The organism is Neisseria meningitidis, assembly GCF_022869645.1.
Lineage (GTDB): Bacteria > Pseudomonadota > Gammaproteobacteria > Burkholderiales > Neisseriaceae > Neisseria > Neisseria meningitidis.
Genome location: NZ_CP064367.1, coordinates 1,222,720 through 1,247,465, shown reverse-complemented (window position 1 = coordinate 1,247,465; position 24,746 = coordinate 1,222,720). Strand labels below are relative to the sequence as shown.

The window sequence follows — 24,746 nt, the reverse complement described above, 5'->3', positions numbered from 1 at the left end:
AAATAAAGTTACATTCCACTATTACATCTAACTACTTGATGCTTATTTGATATAGATGAATTTTACTGTTTGCACAGATTTCCAAAACTTTTACCATCAATATTTGAATTTAAAATTTTAATGATGATTTTGATGATTGCGGATCTGCTTGTGTATAAGTTGCAAATATCCAATATTTTCATTACCTTTTCGTCAAATAAGTTTGAGTTTAAGGCTTGCCGTATAGGACAGATAAACGTGGATGTTTTTTGACTTAATAATATTCCTGTGGATAACTTTGCTGTTTTCCTACTTGTCTCCACAACTTTATTGACAGGCTTACGGTCAGTCTCATTCCGTCGAAGACAAAACCTTTTGCTACAATACCGTTTTCCTAATGATAAGGCAGCCCCATGTCCAAATCCGCCGTTTCCCCAATGATGCAGCAATACCTCGGCATCAAAGCGCAACATACCGACAAACTGGTGTTTTACCGTATGGGCGATTTTTACGAGATGTTTTTCGACGATGCGGTAGAAGCGGCAAAACTTTTGGATATTACCCTGACCACGCGCGGGCAGATGGACGGCGTACCGATTAAAATGGCAGGCGTGCCGTTTCACGCCGCCGAACAATATCTGGCGCGCCTGGTCAAGTTGGGCAAAAGCGTGGCGATTTGCGAACAGGTCGGCGAAGTCGGCGCAGGCAAAGGGCCGGTGGAACGCAAAGTCGTGCGCATCGTAACGCCTAGCACGCTAACCGATTCCGCATTGCTGGAAGACAAGGAAACCAACCGCATCGTTGCCGTGTCCCCCGACAAAAAATACATCGGTTTGGCGTGGGCATCGCTGCAAAGCGGCGAATTCAAAACCAAGCTGACGACTGTGGATAAATTGGACGACGAACTGGCGCGCCTGCAGGCGGCGGAAATTCTGTTGCCTGACAGTAAAAACGCACCGCAACTTCAGACGGCATCGGGTGTTACGCGCCTGAACGCGTGGCAGTTTGCCGCCGACGCGGGGAAAAACTGCTGACGGAATATTTCGGCTGCCAGGATTTGCGCGGCTTCGGTTTGGATGGCAAAGAACACGCCGTTGCGATTGGCGCGGCAGGTGCACTGTTGAACTATATCCGCCTGACGCAAAACCTGATGCCGCAACACTTGGACGGCCTGTCGCTCGAAACCGACAGCCAATATATCGGTATGGATGCCGCCACGCGCCGCAATCTCGAAATCACGCAAACCCTCTCCGGCAAAAAATCGCCGACCCTGATGTCCACGCTCGACCTTTGCACCACCCACATGGGCAGCCGCCTCTTGGCTCTCTGGCTGCACCACCCTTTGCGCAACCGCGCCCACATCCGCGCCCGCCAAGAAGCTGTAACCGCGCTGGACAGCCAATACGAACCCCTCCAATGCCGTCTGAAAAACATTGCGGACATTGAACGCATTGCTGCCCGCATCGCCGTCGGCAACGCCCGCCCGCGCGACCTCGCCGCCCTGCGCGACAGCCTGTTTGCCCTGTCAGAAATCGACTTGTCCACAAACGGCAGCAGCCTGTTGGAAACCCTCAAAGCCGTTTTCCCGGAAAACCTATCCACAGCCGAACAGCTCCGCCAAGCCATTTTGCCCGAACCTTCCGTCTGACTAAAAGACGGCAATGTCATCAACCACGGTTTTCATCCCGAACTGGACGAATTGCGCCGCATTCAAAACCATGGCGACGAATTTTTGCTGGATTTGGAAGCCAAGGAACGCGAACGTACCGGTTTGTCCACACTCAAAGTCGAGTTCAACCGCGTTCACGGCTTTTACATTGAATTGTCCAAAACCCAAGCCGAACAAGCACCTGCCGACTACCAACGCCGGCAAACCCTCAAAAACGCCGAACGCTTCATCACGCCGGAACTGAAAGCCTTTGAAGACAAAGTACTGACTGCTCAAGAGCAAGCCCTCGCCTTAGAAAAACAACTCTTTGACGGCGTATTGAAAAACCTTCAGACGGCATTGCCGCAGCTTCAAAAAGCCGCCAAAGCCGCCGCCGCGCTGGACGTATTGTCCACATTTTCAGCCTTGGCAAAAGAGCGGAACTTCGTCCGCCCCGAGTTTGCCGACTATCCGGTTATCCACATCGAAAACGGCCGCCATCCCGTTGTCGAACAGCAGGTACGCCACTTCACCGCCAACCACACCGACCTTGACCACAAACACCGCCTCATGCTGCTCACCGGCCCCAATATGGGCGGCAAATCCACCTACATGCGCCAAGTCGCGCTGATTGTTTTATTGGCACACACCGGCTGTTTCGTGCCTGCCGATGCCGCCACAATCGGGCCCATCGATCAAATCTTCACCCGCATCGGCGCATCGGACGACCTCGCCTCCAACCGCTCCACCTTCATGGTCGAAATGAGCGAAACTGCCTACATCCTGCATCACGCCACCGAACAAAGCCTTGTTTTAATGGACGAAGTCGGACGTGGTACTTCCACTTTCGACGGCCTCGCCCTCGCGCACGCCGTTGCCGAACACCTGCTGCAAAAAAACAAATCCTTCAGCCTGTTTGCTACCCACTATTTCGAGCTGACCTACCTGCCCGAAGCCCACGCCGCCGCCGTCAATATGCACCTTTCCGCGCTCGAACAGGGACAGGACATCGTGTTTCTGCACCAAATCCAACCGGGGCCCGCCGGCAAAAGCTACGGCATCGCCGTTGCCAAACTCGCCGGCCTGCCTGTACGCGCATTGAAATCCGCCCAAAAGCATTTGAACGGACTGGAAAACCAAGCCGCCGCAAACCGTCCCCAACTGGATATTTTCAGTACCATGCCGTCTGAAAAAGGAGATGAACCGAATGTGGGCAACTTTGTGGACAAAGCAGAGGAAAAACATTTTGAAGGTATATTGGCAGCAGCCTTGGAAAAACTCGATCCCGACAGCCTGACCCCGCGCAAAGCATTGTCAGAACTGTACCGTCTGAAAGATTTGTGCAAATCCGTATCTTAATTTCCGTTGGCGGAACAGCATCAAACCATATGGAAAAATCTGTGGATAAACATTATCTGACAAGAAGTTTCCAAACATAAAAATGCCGTCCGAACAGCTCAGACGGCATTTGTCCATTCGGCTTAAACCTTATCCATATCCAAACGCATAACCGTAACCCATTCACCGTTATGGAAATGTCGCCCGACAACCGCCCAGCCGAATGATTCATAAAATATTTGCACATCAGGCGTATAAAGATACAAGAACTTTATCCCCAGCGAACGCGCTGCGCCTATGCAGTGGGCGACCAGCCTCCTGCCAATGCCTTTTCCGCGATATTCAGGTAAAACAAAGACATCACCCAACCAATATTCATACTGTGGAAAACTTTCCATATCATGCCGCTTGACCGTAGCCGAACCCAACAGGGTTCCGGAATCATCCACAGCCGCAAAAGCCAGCGGCAGTTCGTCATCCTTCAAACACCTGCCGTAATAGGCATGAATCTTATCCACAGAAGACCACGGTTCAAATCCGTGCCACTCCTCAAACAACGCCTGAACCAACCTGCCGATATGCCCGGCTTTCAGCCGTGTAATGAAAACAGTATTGTCTACAAAGAGGGAATTCATCGGTCAATTCCCCGACGCTTTCGTTCCCCCTGCGCCGTAAACCGCATTCCAAGCATGGTCCAAACGCACTCCGATTTGCCTCAGCTCTTCAGCCTGCCGGGCTTTTTGCGCCATTGCTGCAGGAATTTCCGCTTCCAAACGGGCGATGTCTGCCTGAGCCGTCTGCAAACGCCGGCGCGCATCTTCCAAATCCGACTGCATCCCGATGATTTTTCCGTCCAGATTGTTTTGTTTTTGCAGTAAGGCACGATAGCCGGATTGGATGCTGAGCAGATTGTCTTCCGCATCCCCCGCCCATACGCTTGTAGAAAAAACAAACATCAGAAAATACAATATTTTTTTCATGTTCAACTTCCGTTTGAATGCTGTCTGAAGCCGCATTCCGACATCAGACGGCATCGCCCACGCCTGTGGATAACTTAAGCGCGGATGCGTTTCAACACTTCTTCTTTGCCGATTAATGCCAACACAGCATCGACGCTGGGGGTTTTCGCCGTACCGCAGACGGCAAGGCGCAGGGGCATGCCGAGTTTGCCCATTTTAATGCCTTCTTCGTCGCAGAAGGGTTTGAAGAGGTCGTGGATGGCTTCGGCATTCCAGTCTTCCAGCCCTTCGAGGCGTTCGGCAAAGCGCAGCATACGGGCGGCGGCTTCGTCGTCCCAGTGTTTGGCAACATCGGCTTCGGCAGGGACTTGTTTTTTGTAGAAATACAGACATTCGTCTGCCAAGGCGTTCAAATCTTGGGCGCGGTCTTTGACCAATGCCAACACGTCTTCCAAAGCAGGCTTGCTTGTTTCATGGATATCGCGCAGGGCGAGGCGCGGTTTCACCATTTCGGCCAGTTTTTCGTTGGTGGTGATTTTGATGTGTTCGCCGTTGATCCAGTAGAGTTTTTTCAAGTCCATACGGCTTGGAGACGGGGAAACGTCTTTCAAATCAAACCATTCGATGAATTGTTCCATCGTAAAGAACTCGTCGTCGCCGTGCGCCCAGCCCAAGCGCGCCAGATAGTTGAGCATGGCTTCGGGCAGGATGCCCATTGCGCCGAAATCGGTAATGGCGACGGTATCGCCGCTGCGTTTGGAGATTTTTTTGCCTTGTTCGTTGAGAATCATGGGCAGGTGTCCGTATTCGGGCAGGTTTGCGCCGATGGCTTTTAAGATGTTGATTTGTTTCGGGGTGTTGTTCACATGGTCGTCGCCCCGGATAACGTGGGTAACGCCCATGTCGTAGTCGTCCACCACGACGCAGAAGTTGTAGGTCGGTGTGCCGTCGGCGCGTGCGATAATCAGGTCGTCGAGGGCTTCGTTGGGGATGGAAATTTCGCCTTTGACCAAGTCCGCCCACTTGGTTACGCCATCCAAAGGCGTTTTGAAGCGGACGACGGGTTGCACGCCGGCAGGGATTTCGGGCAGGGTTTTGCCCGCTTCCGGCCGCCAGCGGCGGTCGTAAGTCGCCGTGCCTTCTTTTTCGGCTTTCTCGCGCATGGCTTCCAGCTCTTCTTTGCTGCAATAGCAGTAGTAGGCATGGCCTTTTTCTAAAAGTTCGGCAATGACTTCTTTGTAGCGGTCGAAACGGCGGGTTTGGTACACGACATTGTCGGCGTTGTCGTAGTTCAGGCCGACCCATTTCATGCCGTCGAGGATGATGTTGACGGATTCGGCGGTAGAACGCGCCAAGTCGGTGTCTTCGATGCGCAATAAAAATTCGCCTTTATGATGGCGGGCAAACGCCCACGAAAACAAGGCGGTGCGAACGCCGCCAATGTGCAGGTAGCCGGTGGGGCTGGGGGCGAAACGGGTTTTGACGGTCATGATGACTCCGAAATCTTTGAAAGCGTTTATTTTACTGGTTTTACCGTGCTTGGGCATCAAAAATGCCGTCCGAACCCTGCCTGCGGATAAGTTTCAGACGGCATTTTCTACCGCTTCAATCAGACAGCCATCCCAAAAAGCGGCTGCCCCATTTTTCCAAACGGTAGAGGGATAACGCATATCCCTCTTGCAGCATAAAGATTTTTTTCTTATTTCCCGCATCAAACCGCGTGGTCGGGGTGGCAGACATATAAACGCGGACACCCAAATCCTCCGCCATTTCCGCCGCCCGCGCCAAATGGTAGGGATCGCTGACAATCACCACGCTGGCAATACCGTTGGCACGCAAAACCGGACGGATGTTGTTCAGGTTTTCATAAGTGTTGCGCGAAGTGTTTTCAAACAGGATGTTGCGCGCCGGAACCCCCTGTTTGAGCGCGTACCGCCGCCCGACCTCGGCTTCGGTCATATAGCCTTTTTTGGTTCGTCCTCCCGTAAACACGATTTTGCCTACCCTGCGGCTCTGATAAAGCGCGATGGCGTGGTTGATGCGTTCCCGAAAAACCGGAGAAGGGTGTTTGTCCCACGCGGCGGCACCCAACACCAGCGCGGCATCCGCCCGGACATACGGCGGCAAAACCTGCCCGCCCGTCCGATAAACCGCCCAAACGGATGAGGCAAACACCAGCAAAAACGGAAAAACACTCAAACAGAAACCGCCCAACAGGTAATAGCGCAAGCCGTTGCGGCTGCAAAACAGCCGTTTGTTCACAATACCGCTTCGATATTTTCCAGCGGTCTGCCGACAGCCGCCTTACCGTTTGCCAAAACAATCGGACGCTCCAACAGGGCGGGATGATCGGCGATGGCACGCAGCAGCGCGTCATTGTCCAAATTGGGGTTATCCAAACCCAATTCCTTATACAAATCATCTTTCACGCGCATCATCCCGCGCGCCGATGCCAAGCCCAATTTGTTGAAAATATCCTTCAATTCGGACAAGTCGGGCGGCGTATCCAAATATTTGACCACTTCGGCAGCAATGCCGCGTTCTTCCAATAGGGACAAGGCGGCACGCGATTTGCTGCAACGCGGATTGTGGAAAATTTTGATTTCAGGCATGACATTTCCTTGCTTCTCGACAATCCCCTTATTATCGGCTTACACAGGGTTTTACTCAATATCCCGCCTACAACCGTACCAAACGGTTTACAATACCCGAATCGACATACAAAGGACAAAACGATGAAATACTTGAATCTTGCCGCAATCACCCTTGCCGCCACATTTGCCGCACATACCGCCTCGGCAGACGAACTGGCCGGATGGAAAGACAACACCCCACAAAGCCTGCAATCACTCAAAGCCCCCGTACGCATCGTCAACCTTTGGGCAACCTGGTGCGGCCCGTGCCAAAAAGAGATGCCCGCCATGTCCAAATGGTACAAAGCGCAGAAAAAAGGCAGCGTCGATATGGTCGGCATCGCGCTCGACACATCCGACAATATCGGCAACTTCCTCAAACAAACTCCTGTTTCCTACCCGATTTGGCGTTACACCGAGGCGAACAGCCGAAACTTTATGAAATCCTACGGAAACAATGTCGGCGTACTGCCCTTTACCGTCGTCGAAGCCCCGAAATGCGGGTACAAACAAACCATTACCGGGGAAGTGAACGAAAAAAGCCTGACCGAAGCCGTCAAACTCGCCCATTCAAAATGCCGTTAAACGCCGGATGCCGTCTGAAGCCGCTTCAGACGGCATTTTTCCCGCCCGACCTTCGGTATCCGCCAAACTTATCCACTATCTAAAAACAGGCGGAATCTTTATAATCGGCACTGTCTTACCTATTGTTCAGACGGCATATCCCTGCGGACGCAACCGCCCGAAACGATATGCCGCCCTTCCTTACAGGACCTCCTATGATCCGTTTCGAACAAGTTTCCAAAACCTATCCCGGCGGTTTTGAAGCCCTGAAAAACGTCAGCTTCCAAATCAACAAAGGCGAAATGATATTTATCGCGGGACACTCCGGTTCGGGCAAATCCACCGTCCTCAAGCTGATTTCGGGCATCACCAAGCCGAGCAGGGGCAAAATCCTGTTTAACGGGCAGGATCTCGGCACATTGTCCGACAACCAAATCGGCTTTATGCGCCAACACATCGGCATCGTGTTCCAAGACCACAAAATCCTCTACGACCGCAACGTCCTGCAAAACGTCATCCTGCCGCTTCGGATTATCGGCTATCCGCCGCGCAAAGCCGAAGAGCGTGCCCGCATCGCCATCGAAAAAGTCGGCCTGAAAGGACGAGAATTGGACGATCCCGTAACCCTCTCCGGCGGTGAACAACAACGCCTGTGCATCGCCCGCGCCGTCGTTCACCAGCCCAGCCTGCTGATTGCCGACGAACCCTCCGCCAACCTCGACCGCGCCTACGCGCTCGATATTATGGAATTGTTCAAAACCTTCCACGAAGCGGGAACAACCGTCATCGTCGCCGCACATGACGAAACCCTGATGGCGGACTACGGACACCGCATCCTGCGCCTCTCGAAAGGACGACTCGCATGAGCATCATCCACTACCTCTCGCTGCACGTCGAATCCGCGCGCACCGCGCTCAAACAGCTTCTGCGCCAACCTTTCGGCACACTGCTTACCCTCATAATGCTCGCCGTCGCCATGACCCTGCCGCTGTTTATGTACTTGGGCATCCAAAGCGGGCAAAGCGTGTTGGGCAAACTCAATGAGTCGCCGCAAATCACCGTCTATATGGAAACCGCCGCCGCACAAAGCGACAGCGATACCGTCCGCAGCCTGCTGGTGCGCGACAAACGGCTCGACAACATCCGCTTTATCAGCAAAGAAGACGGTTTGGAAGAATTACAGTCCAATCTCGACCAAAATCTGATTTCCATGCTTGACGGTAACCCCCTGCCGGATGTCTTTATCGTTACCCCCGACCCGGCAACCACGCCCGCCCAAATGCAGGCAATCTACCGGGACATTACCAAACTGCCTATGGTCGAATCCGCCAACATGGATACGGAATGGGTACAGACACTGTACCAAATCAACGAATTCATCCGTAAAATCTTATGGTTTCTTTCCCTGACGCTGGGGATGGCGTTCGTCCTTGTCGCGCACAACACCATCCGACTGCAAATCCTCAGCCGAAAAGAAGAAATCGAAATCACCAAACTCTTGGGCGCGCCCGCGTCGTTTATCCGCCGCCCATTCCTTTATCAAGCCATGTGGCAGAGCATCCTTTCCGCCGCCGTCAGCTTGGGGCTTTGCGGTTGGCTGCTCTCTGCCGTGCGCCCCTTGGTCGATGCCATCTTCAAACCCTACGGACTTAATATCGGCTGGCGTTTCTTCTACCCGGGAGAAATCGCACTGGTGTTCGGCTTCGTCATCGCACTGGGGATATTCGGCGCGTGGCTTGCCACCACCCAGCACCTGCTCGGCTTCAAAGCCAAAAAATAAAACACCGTCAAAAATGCCGTCCGAACCCGTTTTCAGACGGCATTTCAATTTGCCAGTATAATGGCGCATTTTTCCAACAAGGAACCTACCATGCTGACCTCGGAACAAGTAAAAGCCATGATTGAAGGCGTGGCAAAATGCGAACACATCGAAGTAGAAGGCGACGGACATCATTTTTTCGCCGTCATCGTTTCATCAGAATTTGAAGGCAAGGCACGCCTCGCGCGCCACCGCCTGATTAAAGACGGGCTTAAAGCCCAACTGGAAAGCAACGAACTGCACGCACTTTCCATTTCGGTAGCCGCCACACCGGCAGAATGGAATGCCAAAGCACAATAACCGCCACACAAAAATGCCGTCTGAAACAGCACAACGTTTCAGACGGCATTTTTTTATATCAAACCGTTTACTCGCCGCGTTTTTCCAAAGCGGCTACGGCAGGCAACTCTTTACCTTCCAAGAACTCAAGGAACGCGCCACCTCCGGTGGAGATGTAGCCGATTTGGTCGGTAACGCCGAATTTGGCAATCGCCGCCAGCGTGTCGCCGCCGCCAGCAATGGAGAACGCTTTGCTTTGGGCAATGGCTTCGGCAAGGGCTTTCGTACCGCCTGCGAACTGGTCAAACTCGAACACGCCGACCGGTCCGTTCCAAACGACCGTGTCGGCGGCTTTAAGCAAATCGGCAAGCGCGGCGGCAGATTTCGGGCCGATGTCCAAAATCATCTCGTCTTCGGCAACGTCGGCAATGTCTTTTACCACCGCTTCGGCATCGGCGGCAAAGGCTTTGGCAACGACGACATCGGTCGGCAGCGGCACAGAACCTCCTTTGGCCGCCATTTTCGCCATAATTTTTTTGGATTCTTCCACCAAATCGTGTTCCGCCAAAGATTTGCCGATGGCTTTACCTTCCGCCAACAGGAAGGTGTTGGCGATACCGCCGCCGACGATGAGTTGGTCGACTTTGTCCGCCAGCGATTCGAGGATGGTCAGCTTGGTGGACACTTTGCTGCCGGCAACGATGGCAACCATCGGGCGCGCGGGCTGTTTCAAGGCTTTGCCCAAAGCGTCGAGTTCGCCCGCCATCAATACGCCGGCGCAGGCAACGGGAGCGGCTTGGGCGACGGCTTCGGTCGAGGCTTGGGCGCGGTGCGCGGTGCCGAACGCGTCATTGACGAACACGTCGCACAAAGAAGCGTAGGCTTTGCCCAGTTCCAAATCGTTTTTCTTCTCGCCTTTGTTGATACGCACGTTTTGCAGCATCACGACATCGCCCGCGTTCAAAGCCGGTTTGTTTTCACGCCAGTCGTTCAATACTTTCACGTCTTTGCCCAACAGACCGCCCAAGTGCGCGGCAACGGGCGCGACATCGTCTTCGGAATGGAATTCGCCTTCGGTCGGGCGACCCAAGTGGGTCATCACGATGACGGACGCGCCGTTGTCCAAGCAGTATTTGATGGACGCAAGTGAGGCGCGGATACGGGTGTCGTCGCTGATTTTGCCGTCTTTGAACGGCACGTTCATATCGGCGCGAATGAGGACGGTTTTGCCCTGCACGTTTTGTTCGGTCAGTTTTAAAAATGCCATAATCAGTCCTTTTCAATCAGTGTTTGCGATACAGAAACAATTGATGCCGTCTGAAGGCTTCAGACGGCATCGCAACCCGATCAGCCGGATACGCGCTCGATTTTCGCGCCGACGCTGCCGAGTTTTTTTTCAATATTTTCATAACCGCGATCCAAGTGGTAAATCTGTTCGACCACGGTTTCGCCGCGCGCCGCCAAACCGGCGATAACGAGGCTTGCGGACGCACGCAAATCCGTCGCCTTGACGACTGCGCCGGAAAGCCGTTCCACACCCTGCACAAATGCCGTATTGCCCTCGGTTGTAATGTTCGCCCCCATCCGGTTCAACTCGGGGACGTGCATAAAGCGGTTTTCAAAAATCGTTTCCACCACGCGGCAGCTTCCCTCCGCCACGGCATTCAATGCCATAAACTGCGCCTGCATATCCGTGGGGAAGCCGGGGTGGACGACCGTGCGGATGTCCACCGCCTTCGGACGCTGCCGCATATCGATGGCGATCCAATCGTCGCCCGCCTCAATCACCGCACCTGCCTCAACCAGTTTGTCCAACACCACTTCCATCGTTTTCGGCGCAGCATTCCGCAAAACCACCCTGCCGCCGGTTATCGCCACCGCACACAGGAACGTCCCCGCTTCAATCCGGTCGGGGACAACGCTGTGTTCGCAGCCGTGCAGCTCGTCCACACCTTCCACAATCATTGTGGACGTACCGATGCCGCTGATTTTCGCGCCCATTTTGACCAGGCATTCCGCCAAATCGACCACTTCAGGCTCGATGGCGCAGTTTTCCAAAACCGTCGTACCTTCCGCCAGCGTCGCCGCCATCAGCAGGTTTTCCGTGCCGCCGACGGTAACGACATCCATCGCCACGCGCGTACCTTTGAGTTTGCCTTTGGCTTTGACGTAACCGTGTTCGATGACGATTTCCGCCCCCATCGCTTCCAAGCCTTTCAAATGCTGATCGACGGGGCGCGAACCGATGGCGCAGCCGCCCGGCAGGCTGACTTGCGCCTCGCCGAAACGCGCCAGCGTCGGGCCAAGCACCAAAATCGAGGCGCGCATAGTTCTGACCAGCTCATACGGCGCGCAGGTATTGTTTACCGTACCGCCGTTGATTTCAAATTCGCTGATATTGTCGGTCAGGACGCGCGCGCCCATCCCCTGAAGCAGCTTTTGCGTGGTTTTCACATCTGCCAGCATAGGCACATTTTTCAGGCGCAACGTACCCGATGTCAGCAAACCCGCGCACATCAGCGGCAATGCCGCGTTTTTCGCGCCCGAGACCGTTATTTCCCCGTTGAGCGGGCCGTTTGCGGAGATTTTCAGTTTATCCACGTTTGTTCTTTCCTAGTGGGTACTTGTATAGTGAATTAACAAAAATCAGGACAAGGCGGCGAAGCCGCAGACAGTACAGATAGTACGGAACCGATTCACTTGGTGCTTCAGCACCTTAGAGAATCGTTCTCTTTGAGCTAAGGCGAGGCAATACCGTACTGGTTTTTGTTAATCCACTATAATATTTCAATACTCGGGACAACGCATAAAGCATCACCCGATGAAGGTTGCAGAGGCGGAATTATAAGGGATTTTCGGGAAAAATACGGAAGCCGCACCAAAGAATTTGACGAAATGCCGCGCTTTCCGAACAAGGATTGTCGGAAGACAAAAAAAGCCGAGTTTTGAAAACTCAGCTTTTTTGCTTTATCTGGTGGGTCGTGAGCGATTCGAACGCTCGACCAACGGATTAAAAGTCCGCTGCTCTACCGACTGAGCTAACGACCCGATAAGCTCGAAATTCTATACATCAAGCCTGATGCTGTCAACCATTTTGTCGGCGTTCAGACGGCATTTTATTTATCAGGCTGTTTTTTCGTATAAATTAACGAGGTCAGTATCGATGCACCCAACGCGCCGAACACGACCGACAGTGAAACGGAAATCGGGATATGCACCCAATGCATTACCAGCATTTTCACACCGATAAAACTCAACACGAATGCCAAGCCGTATTTCAGGAAGATAAAGCGTTCCGCCACATCCGCCAGTAGGAAATACATCGCCCGCAAACCCAAAATAGCGAAAATATTGGAAGTCAGCACGATAAACGGATCGGTGGTAACGGCAAAGACGGCGGGAATACTGTCCACAGCAAACACGACATCGCTCAATTCAATCATGACCAGCACCAAAAACAGCGGCGTGGCGATTTTTTTGCCGTTTTCGACGGTAAAAAATTTCTCGCCGTGAAATTCCGTGCCGACCGGAACGACTTTCTTGACGGCATTCAGCAGCCTGCTGTTTGCCAAATCCTCTTTCTCATCGCCTTCGGGCTTCATCATGTGTATACCAGTATAGAGCAGGAACGCGCCAAACAGATACAGAATCCACTCAAACTGCCGAACCAGTGCCGCGCCGACGAAAATCATGACGGTGCGCAATACCAATGCGCCCAATACGCCGTACAGCAGCACGCGGTGCTGAAACTGCGGTGCGACTTTGAAGTAGCCGAATATCATCAGGAACACGAAAATATTGTCGACTGCCAACGATTTTTCCAAAATGTAGCCGGTAAAGAATTCCAATACTTTTTCTTTTGCGACTGCCGCGCCGTAGCCGAGATTGCCGGCGAGTTCAAAATACAGCCAGCCCGCGAACAGGCAGGATACGGCAACCCACAAGCCGCTCCATGCCAAGGCTTCTTTGACGCCGACTTTATGGCTGCCGTTTTTCTTCAGCGAAAACATATCCAAGGCAATCATGACCAGCACTGCCGCAAAAAAAACGCCGTAAAACAACGGCGACCCGATGCCGGGATATTCTGTCATGGTTCAATCTCCTGATTTGAAATGTAATTGTGTTACCAGCTGATATAAAACATCGCTTTTGCCAAAAAGACAATCAGCAGCATATGGGTAAAGACGACGGTGTGTATGTATTTCGACCAGCCGACGGTCAGTGTGGAACGCGCCATTTTGACGACGGCGATGGCGAAGTGCGCCAACACGCTGAACGCCAACAGGATTTTCAGCGTCAGCATCGTACCGAAGGAAGTGGCAAACGGTTCGCCCAATATAGAAAGATAGCGGTTTGCCGCCATCACGATGCCGCTGGCGAACAGCAGTCCGACCACAAACGGCATCACCCTGACGGCGCGGTAAGACATTGCCTTTTCCACTTCGCGCCGCGCCTCGCACGACACCCGTCCCGTATGCAGGACGGACAAAACCAGCACTTCAAAAAACACGCCGCCGACAAAGGCGATGGCGCAATACAGGTGGACGATGTGCGCGACGGCATAAATACTCATACGGTACTCCAACCGGAAAACTCGGATACGGATTGTATCACTATCGTCCCCGATGTCCGCATACCGCTTCCCGTACCGCCTCGGCGATTCTCGCGCCCGCTCCGCGATGTTGTGCGATAAAGCCGTCCGCGCGCGCCTGCATCTGCATTCCGCCCTCCTCGGACGATAAGTTTTTTTCAACGGCTTCCCGCCACGCGTCCGCCGATTCGACTTGAACCGCCGCACCCGATGCCAAGGCGTGCCGGCAGGCTTCGGAAAAATTGTAGGTCGAAAAGCCGAATATCGTCGGAACGCCGCAGGAAAGCGGTTCGATGATGTTCTGACAGCCCGAATCGACCAGACTGCCGCCAACAAAAGCGACATCGGCGCACAGGTAATACGCATACAGCTCGCCCATACTGTCGCCTATCCACACCTGCGTATCGGGTTCGACCGGCAAACCGTCGCTGCGCCGCTGAACCTTAAACCCGAAGCGTTTTACCGTTTCAAATACCGTCTGAAAATGCTCGGGATGGCGCGGCACGACGACCAGCAGGGCATCGCCGCGATATTGTTGCCACGCCGCCAGCAGTTTTTCCGCCTCGTCTTCACCCCGATAAACGCGCGTGCTGCCGCACACGGCAACCTGCCGGTCTCCGATGCGTTTTTCAAACTGCCCCGCCAGCGTTTTCATCTGTTCCGACGGCATCAGGTCGTATTTGGTATTGCCGCACACCTGCACGGATGCCGCGCCCAATTTCGCCAACCGCGCCGCATCCGCCTCCGTCTGTGCCAGACAGCCCATCAGCGAAGCGGCGGCAGGACGGATCAGGCTGCGGACTTTCAGATAACCGTTTAGCGATTTTTCCGACAGCCGCGCATTCGCCAAAAACAGCGGCACACCCGTGCGCCGGCATTCCTTCATCAGATTGGGCCAGATTTCGGTTTCCATCAAAATGCCGAACATCGGGCGGTGTTCGCGCAAAAACTGCCGTACCCACGTTTTTTTGTCATACGGAAGATAGCGGCATTGTGCATCAGGAAACAGAACTTGCGCGGTTTCCCGTCCCGTCGGGGTCATCTGCGTCATCAGCAGCGGCGCATCGGGAAAACGCTGCCGCAACTCGCGTATCAAAGGTTGGGCGGCACGCGTTTCCCCGACCGAAACGGCGTGTATCCAAACCGCGCCGGTAACGGGATTCGGATACGGCTTGCCGAAACGCTCGCCCCGATGCGCCCGATATGCAGGGGCACTTCCGGAGCGTTTGTCCAAATAACGCCGTATCCATATCGGCGCAAGCAGCCACAATACATCATAAAGCCATTGGAACATCTTTCTATTTCCTGCAAAACAAATGCCGTCCGAACGGTTCGGACGGCATTTCGGCAACGGAATCAAATATCGTAGGTTGTCGAAGCGGTATCTCCGCCCTTGCCCGTCCAGTTGGTATGGAAAAACTCGCCGCGCGGTTTGTCGGTGCGCTCGTAAGTGTGCGCGCCGAAGTAGTCGCGCTGTGCCTGCAAGAGGTTGGCAGGCAGACGTTCGGTCGTGTAGCCGTCCAAGAACGTAATCGCCGAAGCCATGCAGGGCATAGGGATGCCGCATTCGACCGCCTTGGCAACCACCTTGCGCCACGCCGGCAGGCAGTTTTCCAAAATATTTTTGAAATACGGATCCGTACCCAAGAACACCAAATCGGGATTGTTTTCATAGGCATCGCGGATATTGCTTAAGAATGCGCTGCGAATGATGCACCCCTCGCGCCACAGCAGCGCAGTGTTGCCGTAGTCCAAATCCCAGCCGTAGCTTTCGCCCGCTTCGCGGATCAGCATAAAGCCTTGTGCGTAGGAAATGATTTTAGATGCAAGCAGGGTCTGTCTCAACGCCTCGACCCATTCTTGTTTGCCGCCTTCGACGGGCGTAACGGTTCGGGCGAACAGCTTGCCGGTCTGCACGCGCTGTTCTTTGAACGACGAAACGCAGCGGGCGAATACCGCTTCGGAAATCAGCGTCAACGGAATACCCAAATCCAAGGCATTGATGCCCGTCCATTTGCCCGTGCCTTTTTGCCCTGCCGTATCGAGGATTTTCTCGACCAGCGGTTCACCGCCTTCGTCCTTATAGCCCAAAATTGCCGCAGTGATTTCAATCAGATAAGAATCCAGCTCGGTTTTGTTCCACTCGGCAAACACGCGGTGCATTTCGTCGTAAGACAGCCCCAAGCCGTCTTTCATAAACTGGTACGCTTCGCAAATCAACTGCATATCGCCGTATTCGATGCCGTTATGCACCATTTTGACAAAATGCCCCGCGCCGTCCCTGCCGACCCAGTCACAACACGGTTCGCCCTGCGGCGTTTTGGCGGCAATCGCCTGAAAAATCGGTTTGACGGCTTCCCAAGCGCGTTTATCCCCGCCCGGCATAATGGACGGGCCGCGCCGCGCGCCTTCTTCGCCGCCGGATACGCCCGCGCCGACAAATAAAATCCCTTTTCCGGCAAGGTAATGTGTCCGCCGTGTCGTGTCGGAGTAATTGGCATTGCCGCCGTCAATAATGATGTCGCCTTCTTCCAACAGCGGAAGCAGTTGTTCGATAAAGTCGTCAACCACCGAACCTGCGCGAACCATCATCATGATTTTTCTTGGTTTTGCCAGCTTATCGACCAAGTCTTGCAGGGAGTACGCGCCGATAATACCGGTCCCTTTTGCCGCGCCGTTTAAAAATTCGTCCACCTTACCGATTGTTCGGTTGTAGGCGACAACCTTAAATCCGCAATCGTTCATATTCAAAATCAGGTTTTGCCCCATAACCGCCAAACCGATTACGCCAATATCGCCTTTCATTGCAGGAAGCTCCGTTATAGATTTAATTTATCGACCGCAACTCTACCTGATTTACGCTTGTTTAACAATCCTTAACTTTTTAATTTTTTGAAAAGATGCCTTTACGCTTTACCGTGCGTTTCCCTGAAGGCTTATAAATAAAATATAAAAATTAAATAAAAAAACGATGATTATATTGATAGGAGAAATTTTCTGTGGGTAACTTTTTTTTATTTTAAAAATCATCAGGATTACCTTTTTTAGGGTGTCGGTAAGGCGGATTCCCTTTTGTGCATACCTGTGGATTGTTTTTTATGGGGAATAAGTTTTGTGGATAGTTTGCTTGTTGTGCAGATGGCATCCTACTTTTCTTTACCGAATGGCTGCCGATGTCTTTAAGAACCGGAATACTGTGGAGGTTTGAGAGGAAAGTGTGTTTGGAACGTGTGGAAATGGTCAGGTGTCGGCACGAATGTCTTATTTCTGCATATCGGCAGAGTGCGCATCCGAATTTGTGTATAAGTGGTGGAAAAAATGAGATTTGCGGGTAAATCTCACAATATTTCAGTCAGATAACTTTGGATTGCTTGTGTATAAATAAACTTTCGGATGGGGATACGTAACGGAAACCTGTACCGCGTCATTCCCACGAACCTACATCCCGTCATTCCCACGAAAGTGGGAATGATGAAATTTTGAGTTTTAGGAATTTATCGGAAAAAACAGAAACCGCTCTGCCGTCATTCCCGCGCAGGCGGGAATCTAGACCTTAGAACAACAGCAATATTCAAAGGTTAGCTGAAGCTTTAGAGATTCTGGATTCCCACTTTCGTGGGAATGACGGGATTAGAGTTTCAAAATTTATTCTAAATAGCTGAAACTCAACGCACTGGATTCCCGCCTGCGCGGGAATGACGAATCCATCCATACGGAAACCTACACCACGTCATTCCTACGAACCTACATCCTGTCATTCCCACAAAAACAGAAAACCAAAAACAGAAACCGTTCTGTCGTCATTCCCGCGCAGGCGGGAATCTAGACCTTAGAACAACAGTAATATTCAAAGATTATCTGAAAGTCCGAGATTCTAGATTCCCACTTTCGTGGGAATGACGAATTTTAGGTTTCTGTTTTGGTTTTTGTCCTTGTAGGAATGATGAAATTTTAAGTTTTAGGAATTTACCGGAAAAAACAGAAAGCGTTATCCACAAGTTCTGATGTTCAGCTCGTGAAATGCGTCGGGCAAATCATCGCTGTCGGCAAATTCCACCCGGTCGTAAGCCGTTTCGTCTGCCAAAACCGCGCGCAAGAGTGCGTTGTTGATGGCGTGTCCCGATTTGTAGCCTTCAAACGCACCGATAATCGGGTGTCCGACGATATACAAATCGCCGATGGCATCAAGGATTTTGTGGCGCACAAACTCATCGGGATAGCGCAAGCCTTCAGGATTCAGGACATCCGTGTCGTCAATCACGATGGCGTTGTTCAAATTGCCGCCCAAACCCAGATTGTGGGCGCGCATCATTTCCACTTCGTGCATAAAGCCGAAAGTGCGCGCGCGCGCGATTTCGTCGATGTAGGATTTGCCGGCGAAATCGATTTCAAAAGTGGGCGAGCTGCGGTTGAAAACCGGATGGTCGAATTCGATGGTCAGCGTTACCTTAAAGCCGTCATACGGCGTAAAGCGCACCCATTTGCCCGCTTCTTTGATTTCGACAGGCTTGAGGATTTTCAAAAAACGCTTTTGCGCCTTTTGATCGACCACGCCCGCATCTTGCAAAAGGTAAATAAACGGCAGGCTGGAGCCGTCCATAATCGGGATTTCGGGCGCGTTCAGCTCAATCAGCGCGTTGTCGATGCCGTAGGCGGACAGCGCGGACATAATGTGTTCGATCGTGCCGACGCGCACGCCTTTGTCGGTAACGATGGTGGAGGAAAGGCGGGTATCGTTGATCAAATAAGGGGTCAGCTTGATTTGTTCGCCCATCTCGCCGTCCAAATCGGTACGGCGGAAGGAAATCCCGCTGTTTTCAGGCGCGGGGTGCAGGGTCAGCGCGACGCGTTCGCCCGAATGCAGCCCGACTCCGGTAACGCTGATGGATTTCGCCAAAGTTCTTTGCAGCATAAACCGCTTCCTTATCAATGGGGTAAGTTTTGGAATAATACGATAAAACCGGAAAAACAGGCTATGTTTTTCCATAGTATTTGCCAATGTATCCGTTTTCAATACGTAAGCCGCATAAAAATGTATAGTGGATTAACAAAAATCAAGACAAGGCGACGAACCCGCCCCCTCCTGAAAAACGCAAAAAATGCCGTCCGAAAACCTTTCGGACGGCATTTTCGCGTGAACCGTCATTCCCACAAGGACAAAAAACCAAAACAGAAAACCAAAAACAGCAACCTAAAATTCGTCATTCCCACGAAAGTGGGAATCTAGTTCGTTGAGTTTCAGTTATTTAGAATAAATTTTGAAACTTAAATCCCGTCATTCCCACGAACCTACATTCCGTCATTCCCACGAAAGTGGGAATCCAGTTTTTTGAGTTTCAGTCATTCCCGATAAATTGCCTTAGCATTGAATGTCTAGATTCCCGCTTTTGCGGGAATGACGGCGGCGGGTTGCTGTTTTTTGTTTATAAATTTCTGTAGCTTTGAATTTCAGCCATCTTCAATAAATTATAGCGGATTAACAAAAACCAGTACGGCGTTGTCTCGCCTTAGCTCAAAGAGAACGATTCTCTAAGGTGCTGAAGCACCAAGTGAATCGGTTCCGTACTATTTGTACTGTCTGCGGCTTCGCCGCCTTGTCCTGATTTTTGTTAATCCACTATATCTAGCCGAATTACTTTATTTTTTGATACGCAACCGGCCGGTTGCCGTCATTCCCGCGCAGGCGGGAATCCAGTCCGCTTGTTCGGTACATGAGAGGGCGGATTGCGCGCCTGTCAGATAAACCCCGTGTTTAAACGGGCGGCAATGAGGTACGCGCAGAGCCTTGAAGCGCAATCGATATATTATTTTCAGCCAAAACGGACGCCCCCGCTTGCCTTGCAAACCCTTAAAAAGGAAGCCACCCGGATTAATCCGAGTGGCCGTGGAAAATCACTTACCGCTTGATTTATTTAAAATTTATGGTATAATTTGCCTTATCCGGTAGATGAATCATCGCGGCAGGTTGACGGCAGGTGCTTGGTGTTGATTTTGTCGTCGGTGCCGTTGGCGGTGGCGGCTTTGACGTCGTCTTTGGCTTTGTCGGCGCGCGCAACCGGCTGTCCGCAGAACCATTTTACCGAACCGTTTTGACGCTTGGCCCACAGGGAGAGTTTTTTGCCTTTGATTTCGTTGTTTACGCCGCTTGAAAGCATTGTGGCGGTAATGACGCCGTTTGCGACTTTAACTTCCTTAACATATTTGCCTTTGATGTCGGTGGGGGGATGCCACGCCGGCGGCATCATTAAATCCCGTCATTCCCACTTTCGCGGGAATGACGGGATGTAGGTTCGTGGGAATGATTGGTGTCGATCTTCTTGTTGGCGGCGGTGTCGGCGGTAATGGCATCGGCGTCGGCGTCGGCTTTGTCGCGCTGAACCGGCTGTCCGCAGAACCATTTTACCGAACCGTTTTGACGCTTGGCCCACAGGGAGAGTTTTTTGCCTTTGATTTCATTGTTTACGTTGCTTGAAGCCATTTGGGCGGTAATGACGCCTTTTGCGACTTCAACTTTCTGAACATATTTGCCTTTGATGTCGGAGGGGGAGGATGCCACGCCGGCGGCATCATTAAATCCCGTCATTCCCACTTTCGTGGGAATGACGGGATTAAAGTTTCAAAATTTATTCTAAATAACTGAAACTCAACGAACTAGATTCCCGCTTTTGCGGGAATGACGAAGTTTTTCTGCCATTTGCCGTGATTCGGGCAATACTCGGTAACGGCTGATTTTTTGAAAGTGTTTGAAATCGGCGCGTGGTGTTTTTGTGCAAACGGCAGATGACGCATCGCGGCAGGTTGACGGCAGGTGCTTGGTGTTGATGTTGTCGGCGGTCTTGCCGTTGGCGGCGGCGACGTCGTCGCTGTCGGCGGCGGTGCGCGTAACCGGCTGTCCGCAGAACCATTTTACCGAACCGTCTTGACGCTTGGCCCACAGGGAGAGTTTTTTGTCTTTGATTTCGTTGTTTACGTTGCTTGAAGCCATTATGTCAGACGGTATTGCCCGGGCAGCTTTATTCGTACACTTTCAGCAGCTCGACTTCAAATATCAAAGTGGCGTGCGGGGGAATCACGCCGCCCGCGCCGTGTGCGCCGTAGCCCATTTCCGAAGGGATGGTCAGCTTGCGTTTGCCGCCTTCCTTCATTCCGCCGAAGCCTTCGTCCCAGCCTTTGATGACTTGTCCGACACCGAGCGTGATGGTCAGCGGCTGGCGGCGGTCGAGGCTGGAGTCGAATTTGGTTCCGTTTTCCAGCCAACCTGTGTAATGCACGGTAATCTCTTTGCCTTTAACTGCTTCTTTTCCGAAGCCTTCTTGCAAGTCTTCAATAATCAGGCCGCCCATATTTGTCCTTTCATTGCTTGTTGGTCAAAACGGCAAGGGTAACATACCGTCCGTCGAAGTCAAATGCCGCTCAAACGTCAGCTGCATCGGTGCAGCTGAAACGGCTGTGTTTGTTGGACTGTTTTATTTTTTTCGTAAAGGTTCCATGCTTTTTCATGGAAATAGAAAACGACGGTGTTGATTAGGGGCTCGACCAGCGCGACCGCCCCCGATACGCCTATACTGCCCGTCAGTACATAGGTTGCACTGAAGGCGGTGCTGAAATGCAGTGCGGCAAAAGTCAGGGTTTTAAGCATCATCCTCTCCCGAATTGGACATTGACGGAGGAATGATAAAGGTTATCATAAGGTTGCGCGGTTTAAATTTGCTATTTGTTGTTAGTGTAAATAAATCATTTTTCAAATGGGGATAGAAATTATGAATCATAAAAAGATCGTTGTTTTGGATGCGGATACTTTGCCCGGCCGGGTTTTTCATTTTGATTTTCCGCACGAGCTTGCGGTTTACGGTACGACAGGTGCGGATGAAACGGCAGAACGGGTGCGCGATGCACATATTGTCATTACTAACAAAGTGATGATTTCTGCCGATATTATTGCGGCTAATCCGCAGTTGGAGCTGATTGCCGTCAGTGCGACCGGTGTGAACAATGTCGATATTGGGGCGGCGAAGGCGGCGGGCGTTGCGGTATGCAATGTCCGCGCCTACGGAAACGAATCGGTTGCGGAACACGCCTTTATGCTGATGATTGCGTTGATGCGGAATTTGCCCGCCTATCAGCGTGATGTTGCGGCAGGATTATGGGAGAAGTCGCCGTTTTTCTGCTATTACGGTGCGCCGATTCGGGATTTGAACGGTAAAACGCTGGCGGTTTTCGGACGCGGCAATATCGGACGGACGCTTGCCGGATACGCGCAGGCGTTCGGTATGGGGGTGGTGTTTGCCGAACACAAACACGCGCCCGACGTGCGCGAAGGCTATGTTTCCTTTGAAGATGCGGTACAGACTGCCGACGTGTTGTCGCTGCACTGTCCGCTGAACGCCCAAACTGAAAATATGATAGGCGAAAACGAATTACAGCAGATGAAGCCCGGTGCGGTTTTGATTAATTGCGGGCGCGGCGGGCTGGTGGATGAAAACGCGCTGCTTGCCGCACTCAAATACGAGCAGATCGGCGGGGCGGGTGTCGATGTTTTGACGAATGAGCCGCCCAAAAACGGCAATCCCTTGCTGAATGCACGATTACCCAATCTGATTGTTACGCCGCATACCGCGTGGGCAAGTCGTGAGGCTTTGGACAGGCTGTTTGATATATTGTTGGCGAACATTCACGCCTTTGTGAAAGGAGAGGCGCAAAACCGCGTGGTTTGAGCTTGTCGGGATGACGGAAAACAATGCCGTCTGAACGCCCAAAGGGTTCAGACGGCATTGTTTTTGATATTTCTACTTAACCGACTTTGTCGCCCGGTTGCGCGCCTGTATCCACATCCAAGAGCTTCAGTTTCCCGTCTGCCGTGGCGGCGGAGAGAATCATGCCTTCAGATACGCCGAATTTTGCCATTTTGCGCGGGGCGAAGTTGGCGACGGCAATGACCATGCGGCCGTTCAATTCGGCAGGGTTCGGGTAAGACGCGGCGATGCCGGAGAAGATAATGCGTTTTTCAAAACCGAAATCGAGGTCGAATTTCAAAAGTTTGGTGCTGCCTTCGACGGCTTCGCAGTTCAATACTTTGGCGACGCGCATGTCGATTTTCATAAAGTCGTCGAAACTTGCCTGTTCGGCGACTTTTTCGTATTTGCTGTCTTCAACAGGCGCGGGGGTTGTCTGAATACTTTGTTTGTTGGCTTCGATTAAATCGTCCACTTGTTTTTGCTCCACTCGTTGCATGAGGTGTTCGTATTTGTTGATGGCGTGTTCGCCCAAGGTTTCGCGTGTATTTACCCAAGTGATGGCTTCCAAATTCAGGAATTTGGCGGCGTTTTCGGCCACTTTCGGCAATATGGGGGCGAGGTAGGCGGTCAACATGGTAAAGGCGTTGATGAGCTCGCTGCACACTTCGTGCAGGCGTTCGTCTTGACCTTCCTGTTTCGCCAGTTCCCACGGCTTGTTGGCATCGACGTATTCGTTGACAATGTCCGCCAAGGCCATGATGTCGCGCAGGGCACGGGCGTATTCGCGGTTTTCGTAGCATTCGGCAATGGCTTCGCTTTGTGCGGTCAGTTTTGCCAATAATGCGCTGTCGGCAACGTCTTTCAGACGGCCTTCAAACCGTTTGGCGATGAAACCTGAAGCGCGGGCGGCAATGTTGACGTATTTGCCGACGAGATCGCTGTTGACGCGGCTGATAAAGTCTTGCAGGTTCAAATCGATGTCTTCGATTTTGCTGTTGAGTTTGGCGGCGATGTAGTAGCGCATCCACTCGGGGTTCAGGCCTTGTTCCAGATAGGATTTGGCGGTGATGAAGGTGCCGCGCGATTTGGACATTTTTTGTCCGTCCACGGTCAAAAAGCCGTGTGCGTACACGCCGGTCGGGGCGCGGTGGCCGGAGAAATGCAGCATAGCGGGCCAGAACAGGGCATGGAAATAGAGGATGTCTTTGCCGATGAAGTGGTACATCTCGGTTTGGCTGCCGGCTTTGAAGTATTCGTCGAAATCGATGCCGATGCGGTCGCACAGGTTTTTAAACGATGCCATGTAGCCGACGGGCGCGTCCAGCCAGACGTAGAAGTATTTGCCCGGCGCGTCGGGGATTTCAAAACCGAAATAAGGCGCGTCGCGGGAAATATCCCAGTCGGATAGGGTGGTTTCTTCGCCTTCTCCCAGCCATTCTTTCATTTTGTTGAGGGCTTCTGGTTGCAGATGGGGCTTGCCGTCGTGCGGATTGTTGCCGGAAGTCCATGCTTTGAGGAAGTCGGCGCATTCGCCGAGTTTGAAGAAGAAGTGTTCGGATTCGCGCAATTCGGGTTTGGCACCGGATACGGCGGAATACGGGTTGATCAGTTCGGTCGGGGAATAGGTCGTGCCGCAGACTTCGCAGTTGTCGCCGTATTGGTCGTGGGCGTGGCATTTCGGGCATTCGCCTTTGACGAAACGGTCGGGCAGGAACATTTGTTTTTCAGGGTCGAAAAGCTGCTCGATGACGCGGCTTTCGATTTTGCCGTTGGCTTTCAGCGCGCGGTAAATGTCTTGGGAAAACTGTTTGTTTTCAGGGGAATGGGTGCTGTAATAATTGTCGTAACCAATGCCGAAATCGGTAAAGTCGGCGAGGTGCTCTTCGCGCACTTTGGCAATCATGTCTTCAGGCGCGATGCCTTGTTTTTGCGCGGCAAGCATTACAGGTGTGCCGTGGGTGTCGTCGGCGCAGCAGTAGTAGCATTCGTGGCCGCGCAGTTTTTGGAAGCGTACCCAAACGTCGGTTTGGATGTGTTCGACCATGTGGCCGAGGTGGATGCTGCCGTTGGCATAGGGCAGGGCAGAGGTAACTAAGATTTTGCGTGTCATATTGTGCTTTGCAAACAATGGGTAAAGGCGGATTATACCGCAAATCAAACGGGGAAATGCCGTCTGAAGCCTGAGAAATCGGGCTTCAGAC

21 protein-coding genes, 1 tRNA gene and 3 pseudogenes are annotated in these 24,746 nt (G+C 52.4%); 6 read left to right on the top strand and 19 right to left on the bottom strand.

From position 1 onward, the window contains the following. Positions 1–392: 392 nt before the first annotated feature. Positions 393–2,986, top strand: a pseudogene (mutS, locus tag IUJ45_RS06360) (DNA mismatch repair protein MutS). A gap of 122 nt (positions 2,987–3,108) precedes the next feature. Here the strand turns inward: mutS and IUJ45_RS06355 are convergent. The 5 genes from IUJ45_RS06355 to arsC form a co-directional block, all read right to left on the bottom strand. After that, positions 3,109–3,600 (bottom strand): GNAT family N-acetyltransferase, encoded by a 492-nt coding sequence (locus IUJ45_RS06355; RefSeq protein WP_002220025.1) that lies wholly within the window; start codon positions 3,598–3,600, stop codon positions 3,109–3,111. A gap of 3 nt (positions 3,601–3,603) precedes the next feature. Further along, positions 3,604–3,999 (bottom strand): hypothetical protein, encoded by a 396-nt coding sequence (locus tag IUJ45_RS06350; protein WP_002245279.1) that lies wholly within the window; start codon positions 3,997–3,999, stop codon positions 3,604–3,606. A 20-nt stretch (positions 4,000–4,019) separates the two neighbouring features. Next, positions 4,020–5,414: a glutamate--tRNA ligase gene (gene gltX / locus IUJ45_RS06345; RefSeq protein ID WP_082308720.1), complete on the bottom strand. Its 1,395-nt coding sequence runs from the start codon at positions 5,412–5,414 to the stop codon at positions 4,020–4,022. 115 nt (positions 5,415–5,529) lie between these two features. Continuing rightward, positions 5,530–6,186: a YdcF family protein gene (locus IUJ45_RS06340; protein ID WP_002246562.1), complete on the bottom strand. Its 657-nt coding sequence runs from the start codon at positions 6,184–6,186 to the stop codon at positions 5,530–5,532. Next, complete coding sequence (gene arsC, locus IUJ45_RS06335; protein WP_002225750.1) at positions 6,183–6,536, bottom strand: arsenate reductase (glutaredoxin); 354 nt, start codon at positions 6,534–6,536, stop codon at positions 6,183–6,185. The genes IUJ45_RS06340 and arsC overlap by 4 nt, the downstream gene beginning before the upstream one ends. 123 nt (positions 6,537–6,659) lie before the next feature. Between arsC and IUJ45_RS06330 the strand changes: the two genes are divergently transcribed. The 4 genes from IUJ45_RS06330 to IUJ45_RS06315 all read left to right on the top strand — a co-directional run bounded on the left by IUJ45_RS06330 (position 6,660) and on the right by IUJ45_RS06315 (position 9,240). Then, the gene (locus IUJ45_RS06330; RefSeq protein WP_002246561.1) at positions 6,660–7,142 is read left to right on the top strand and encodes a TlpA disulfide reductase family protein; all 483 of its coding nucleotides are present in this window, start codon (positions 6,660–6,662) and stop codon (positions 7,140–7,142) included. A gap of 194 nt (positions 7,143–7,336) precedes the next feature. After that, the gene (gene ftsE, locus IUJ45_RS06325; protein WP_002236271.1) at positions 7,337–7,987 is read left to right on the top strand and encodes a cell division ATP-binding protein FtsE; all 651 of its coding nucleotides are present in this window, start codon (positions 7,337–7,339) and stop codon (positions 7,985–7,987) included. Continuing rightward, a complete protein-coding gene (ftsX, locus tag IUJ45_RS06320; protein WP_002237423.1) occupies positions 7,984–8,901 on the top strand; it encodes a permease-like cell division protein FtsX in 918 nt (305 codons plus the stop codon). The genes ftsE and ftsX overlap by 4 nt, the downstream gene beginning before the upstream one ends. 90 nt (positions 8,902–8,991) lie before the next feature. After that, entirely contained in the window at positions 8,992–9,240 is a 249-nt protein-coding gene (locus IUJ45_RS06315; protein WP_002237422.1) for a BolA family protein, read from the top strand. A gap of 67 nt (positions 9,241–9,307) precedes the next feature. Here the strand turns inward: IUJ45_RS06315 and IUJ45_RS06310 are convergent, their stop codons facing one another. From IUJ45_RS06310 to IUJ45_RS06250, 13 genes and pseudogenes are all read right to left on the bottom strand, one after another. Then, positions 9,308–10,486, bottom strand: a complete 1,179-nt coding sequence (locus tag IUJ45_RS06310; RefSeq protein ID WP_002237421.1) for a phosphoglycerate kinase — start codon at positions 10,484–10,486, stop codon at positions 9,308–9,310. 80 nt (positions 10,487–10,566) lie between these two features. Continuing rightward, positions 10,567–11,820: a UDP-N-acetylglucosamine 1-carboxyvinyltransferase gene (gene murA / locus IUJ45_RS06305; protein ID WP_002221762.1), complete on the bottom strand. Its 1,254-nt coding sequence runs from the start codon at positions 11,818–11,820 to the stop codon at positions 10,567–10,569. 371 nt (positions 11,821–12,191) lie between these two features. Further along, positions 12,192–12,267, bottom strand: a tRNA-Lys gene (locus IUJ45_RS06300). A 68-nt stretch (positions 12,268–12,335) separates the two neighbouring features. Continuing rightward, entirely contained in the window at positions 12,336–13,310 is a 975-nt protein-coding gene (locus tag IUJ45_RS06295) for a TerC family protein (RefSeq protein WP_002246559.1), read from the bottom strand. Between the two features lie 32 nt (positions 13,311–13,342). Then, positions 13,343–13,792 carry a CopD family copper resistance protein gene (locus IUJ45_RS06290; protein WP_002216130.1) on the bottom strand — a complete coding sequence of 150 codons (450 nt, stop codon included), beginning with the start codon at positions 13,790–13,792 and terminating at the stop codon, positions 13,343–13,345. Positions 13,793–13,832: 40 nt separating this feature from the next. Further along, a complete protein-coding gene (waaA, locus tag IUJ45_RS06285; RefSeq protein WP_082308658.1) occupies positions 13,833–15,104 on the bottom strand; it encodes a lipid IV(A) 3-deoxy-D-manno-octulosonic acid transferase in 1,272 nt (423 codons plus the stop codon). A gap of 62 nt (positions 15,105–15,166) precedes the next feature. Further along, complete coding sequence (gnd, locus tag IUJ45_RS06280; RefSeq protein ID WP_002247197.1) at positions 15,167–16,615, bottom strand: decarboxylating NADP(+)-dependent phosphogluconate dehydrogenase; 1,449 nt, start codon at positions 16,613–16,615, stop codon at positions 15,167–15,169. Between the two features lie 1,183 nt (positions 16,616–17,798). Further along, positions 17,799–18,722, bottom strand: a complete 924-nt coding sequence (lpxC, locus tag IUJ45_RS06275; protein WP_002246555.1) for a UDP-3-O-acyl-N-acetylglucosamine deacetylase — start codon at positions 18,720–18,722, stop codon at positions 17,799–17,801. A gap of 1,024 nt (positions 18,723–19,746) precedes the next feature. Further along, positions 19,747–20,062 (bottom strand): annotated as a pseudogene (locus tag IUJ45_RS06270) (pilin); the annotation flags it as partial. Further along, a complete protein-coding gene (locus tag IUJ45_RS06265; RefSeq protein WP_082308656.1) occupies positions 20,055–20,393 on the bottom strand; it encodes a pilin in 339 nt (112 codons plus the stop codon). The pseudogene IUJ45_RS06270 and the gene IUJ45_RS06265, both read right to left, overlap by 8 nt. 192 nt (positions 20,394–20,585) lie before the next feature. Further along, positions 20,586–20,795, bottom strand: a pseudogene (locus tag IUJ45_RS06260) (pilin); the annotation flags it as partial. 28 nt (positions 20,796–20,823) lie between these two features. Further along, a complete protein-coding gene (locus IUJ45_RS06255; RefSeq protein ID WP_002216146.1) occupies positions 20,824–21,153 on the bottom strand; it encodes an FKBP-type peptidyl-prolyl cis-trans isomerase in 330 nt (109 codons plus the stop codon). Between the two features lie 77 nt (positions 21,154–21,230). Beyond that, on the bottom strand, positions 21,231–21,449 hold the full coding sequence (locus IUJ45_RS06250) for a DUF2061 domain-containing protein (RefSeq protein ID WP_082308655.1): 219 nt from the start codon (positions 21,447–21,449) through the stop codon (positions 21,231–21,233). Between the two features lie 121 nt (positions 21,450–21,570). On the opposite strand from IUJ45_RS06250, the gene IUJ45_RS06245 reads away from it, so the two are divergent. Next, positions 21,571–22,524, top strand: coding sequence for a D-2-hydroxyacid dehydrogenase (locus IUJ45_RS06245; protein WP_082308654.1), 954 nt, complete (start codon positions 21,571–21,573; stop codon positions 22,522–22,524). Positions 22,525–22,600: 76 nt separating this feature from the next. On the opposite strand, the gene metG is transcribed toward IUJ45_RS06245, so the two are convergent. Further along, complete coding sequence (gene metG, locus IUJ45_RS06240) at positions 22,601–24,655, bottom strand: methionine--tRNA ligase (protein ID WP_082308719.1); 2,055 nt, start codon at positions 24,653–24,655, stop codon at positions 22,601–22,603. Positions 24,656–24,746 lie beyond the last annotated feature (91 nt).

Bases quoted from the DNA above. Each gene is read 5' to 3' on its own strand.
- IUJ45_RS06265 (WP_082308656.1), bottom strand. From the start codon at position 20,393: ATGACGGGATTTAATGATGCCGCCGGCGTGGCATCCTCCCCCTCCGAC.
- IUJ45_RS06355 (WP_002220025.1), bottom strand. From the start codon at position 3,600: ATGAATTCCCTCTTTGTAGACAATACTGTTTTCATTACACGGCTGAAA.
- IUJ45_RS06295 (WP_002246559.1), bottom strand. From the start codon at position 13,310: ATGACAGAATATCCCGGCATCGGGTCGCCGTTGTTTTACGGCGTTTTT.
- IUJ45_RS06250 (WP_082308655.1), bottom strand. From the start codon at position 21,449: ATGCTTAAAACCCTGACTTTTGCCGCACTGCATTTCAGCACCGCCTTC.
- IUJ45_RS06330 (WP_002246561.1), top strand. From the start codon at position 6,660: ATGAAATACTTGAATCTTGCCGCAATCACCCTTGCCGCCACATTTGCC.
- IUJ45_RS06315 (WP_002237422.1), top strand. From the start codon at position 8,992: ATGCTGACCTCGGAACAAGTAAAAGCCATGATTGAAGGCGTGGCAAAA.
- waaA (WP_082308658.1), bottom strand. From the start codon at position 15,104: ATGTTCCAATGGCTTTATGATGTATTGTGGCTGCTTGCGCCGATATGG.
- IUJ45_RS06350 (WP_002245279.1), bottom strand. From the start codon at position 3,999: ATGCCGTCTGATGTCGGAATGCGGCTTCAGACAGCATTCAAACGGAAG.
- gltX (WP_082308720.1), bottom strand. From the start codon at position 5,414: ATGACCGTCAAAACCCGTTTCGCCCCCAGCCCCACCGGCTACCTGCAC.
- lpxC (WP_002246555.1), bottom strand. From the start codon at position 18,722: ATGCTGCAAAGAACTTTGGCGAAATCCATCAGCGTTACCGGAGTCGGG.
- ftsE (WP_002236271.1), top strand. From the start codon at position 7,337: ATGATCCGTTTCGAACAAGTTTCCAAAACCTATCCCGGCGGTTTTGAA.
- IUJ45_RS06290 (WP_002216130.1), bottom strand. From the start codon at position 13,792: ATGAGTATTTATGCCGTCGCGCACATCGTCCACCTGTATTGCGCCATC.
- gnd (WP_002247197.1), bottom strand. From the start codon at position 16,615: ATGAAAGGCGATATTGGCGTAATCGGTTTGGCGGTTATGGGGCAAAAC.
- IUJ45_RS06245 (WP_082308654.1), top strand. From the start codon at position 21,571: ATGAATCATAAAAAGATCGTTGTTTTGGATGCGGATACTTTGCCCGGC.
- metG (WP_082308719.1), bottom strand. From the start codon at position 24,655: ATGACACGCAAAATCTTAGTTACCTCTGCCCTGCCCTATGCCAACGGC.
- arsC (WP_002225750.1), bottom strand. From the start codon at position 6,536: ATGCCTGAAATCAAAATTTTCCACAATCCGCGTTGCAGCAAATCGCGT.
- IUJ45_RS06310 (WP_002237421.1), bottom strand. From the start codon at position 10,486: ATGGCATTTTTAAAACTGACCGAACAAAACGTGCAGGGCAAAACCGTC.
- ftsX (WP_002237423.1), top strand. From the start codon at position 7,984: ATGAGCATCATCCACTACCTCTCGCTGCACGTCGAATCCGCGCGCACC.
- IUJ45_RS06255 (WP_002216146.1), bottom strand. From the start codon at position 21,153: ATGGGCGGCCTGATTATTGAAGACTTGCAAGAAGGCTTCGGAAAAGAA.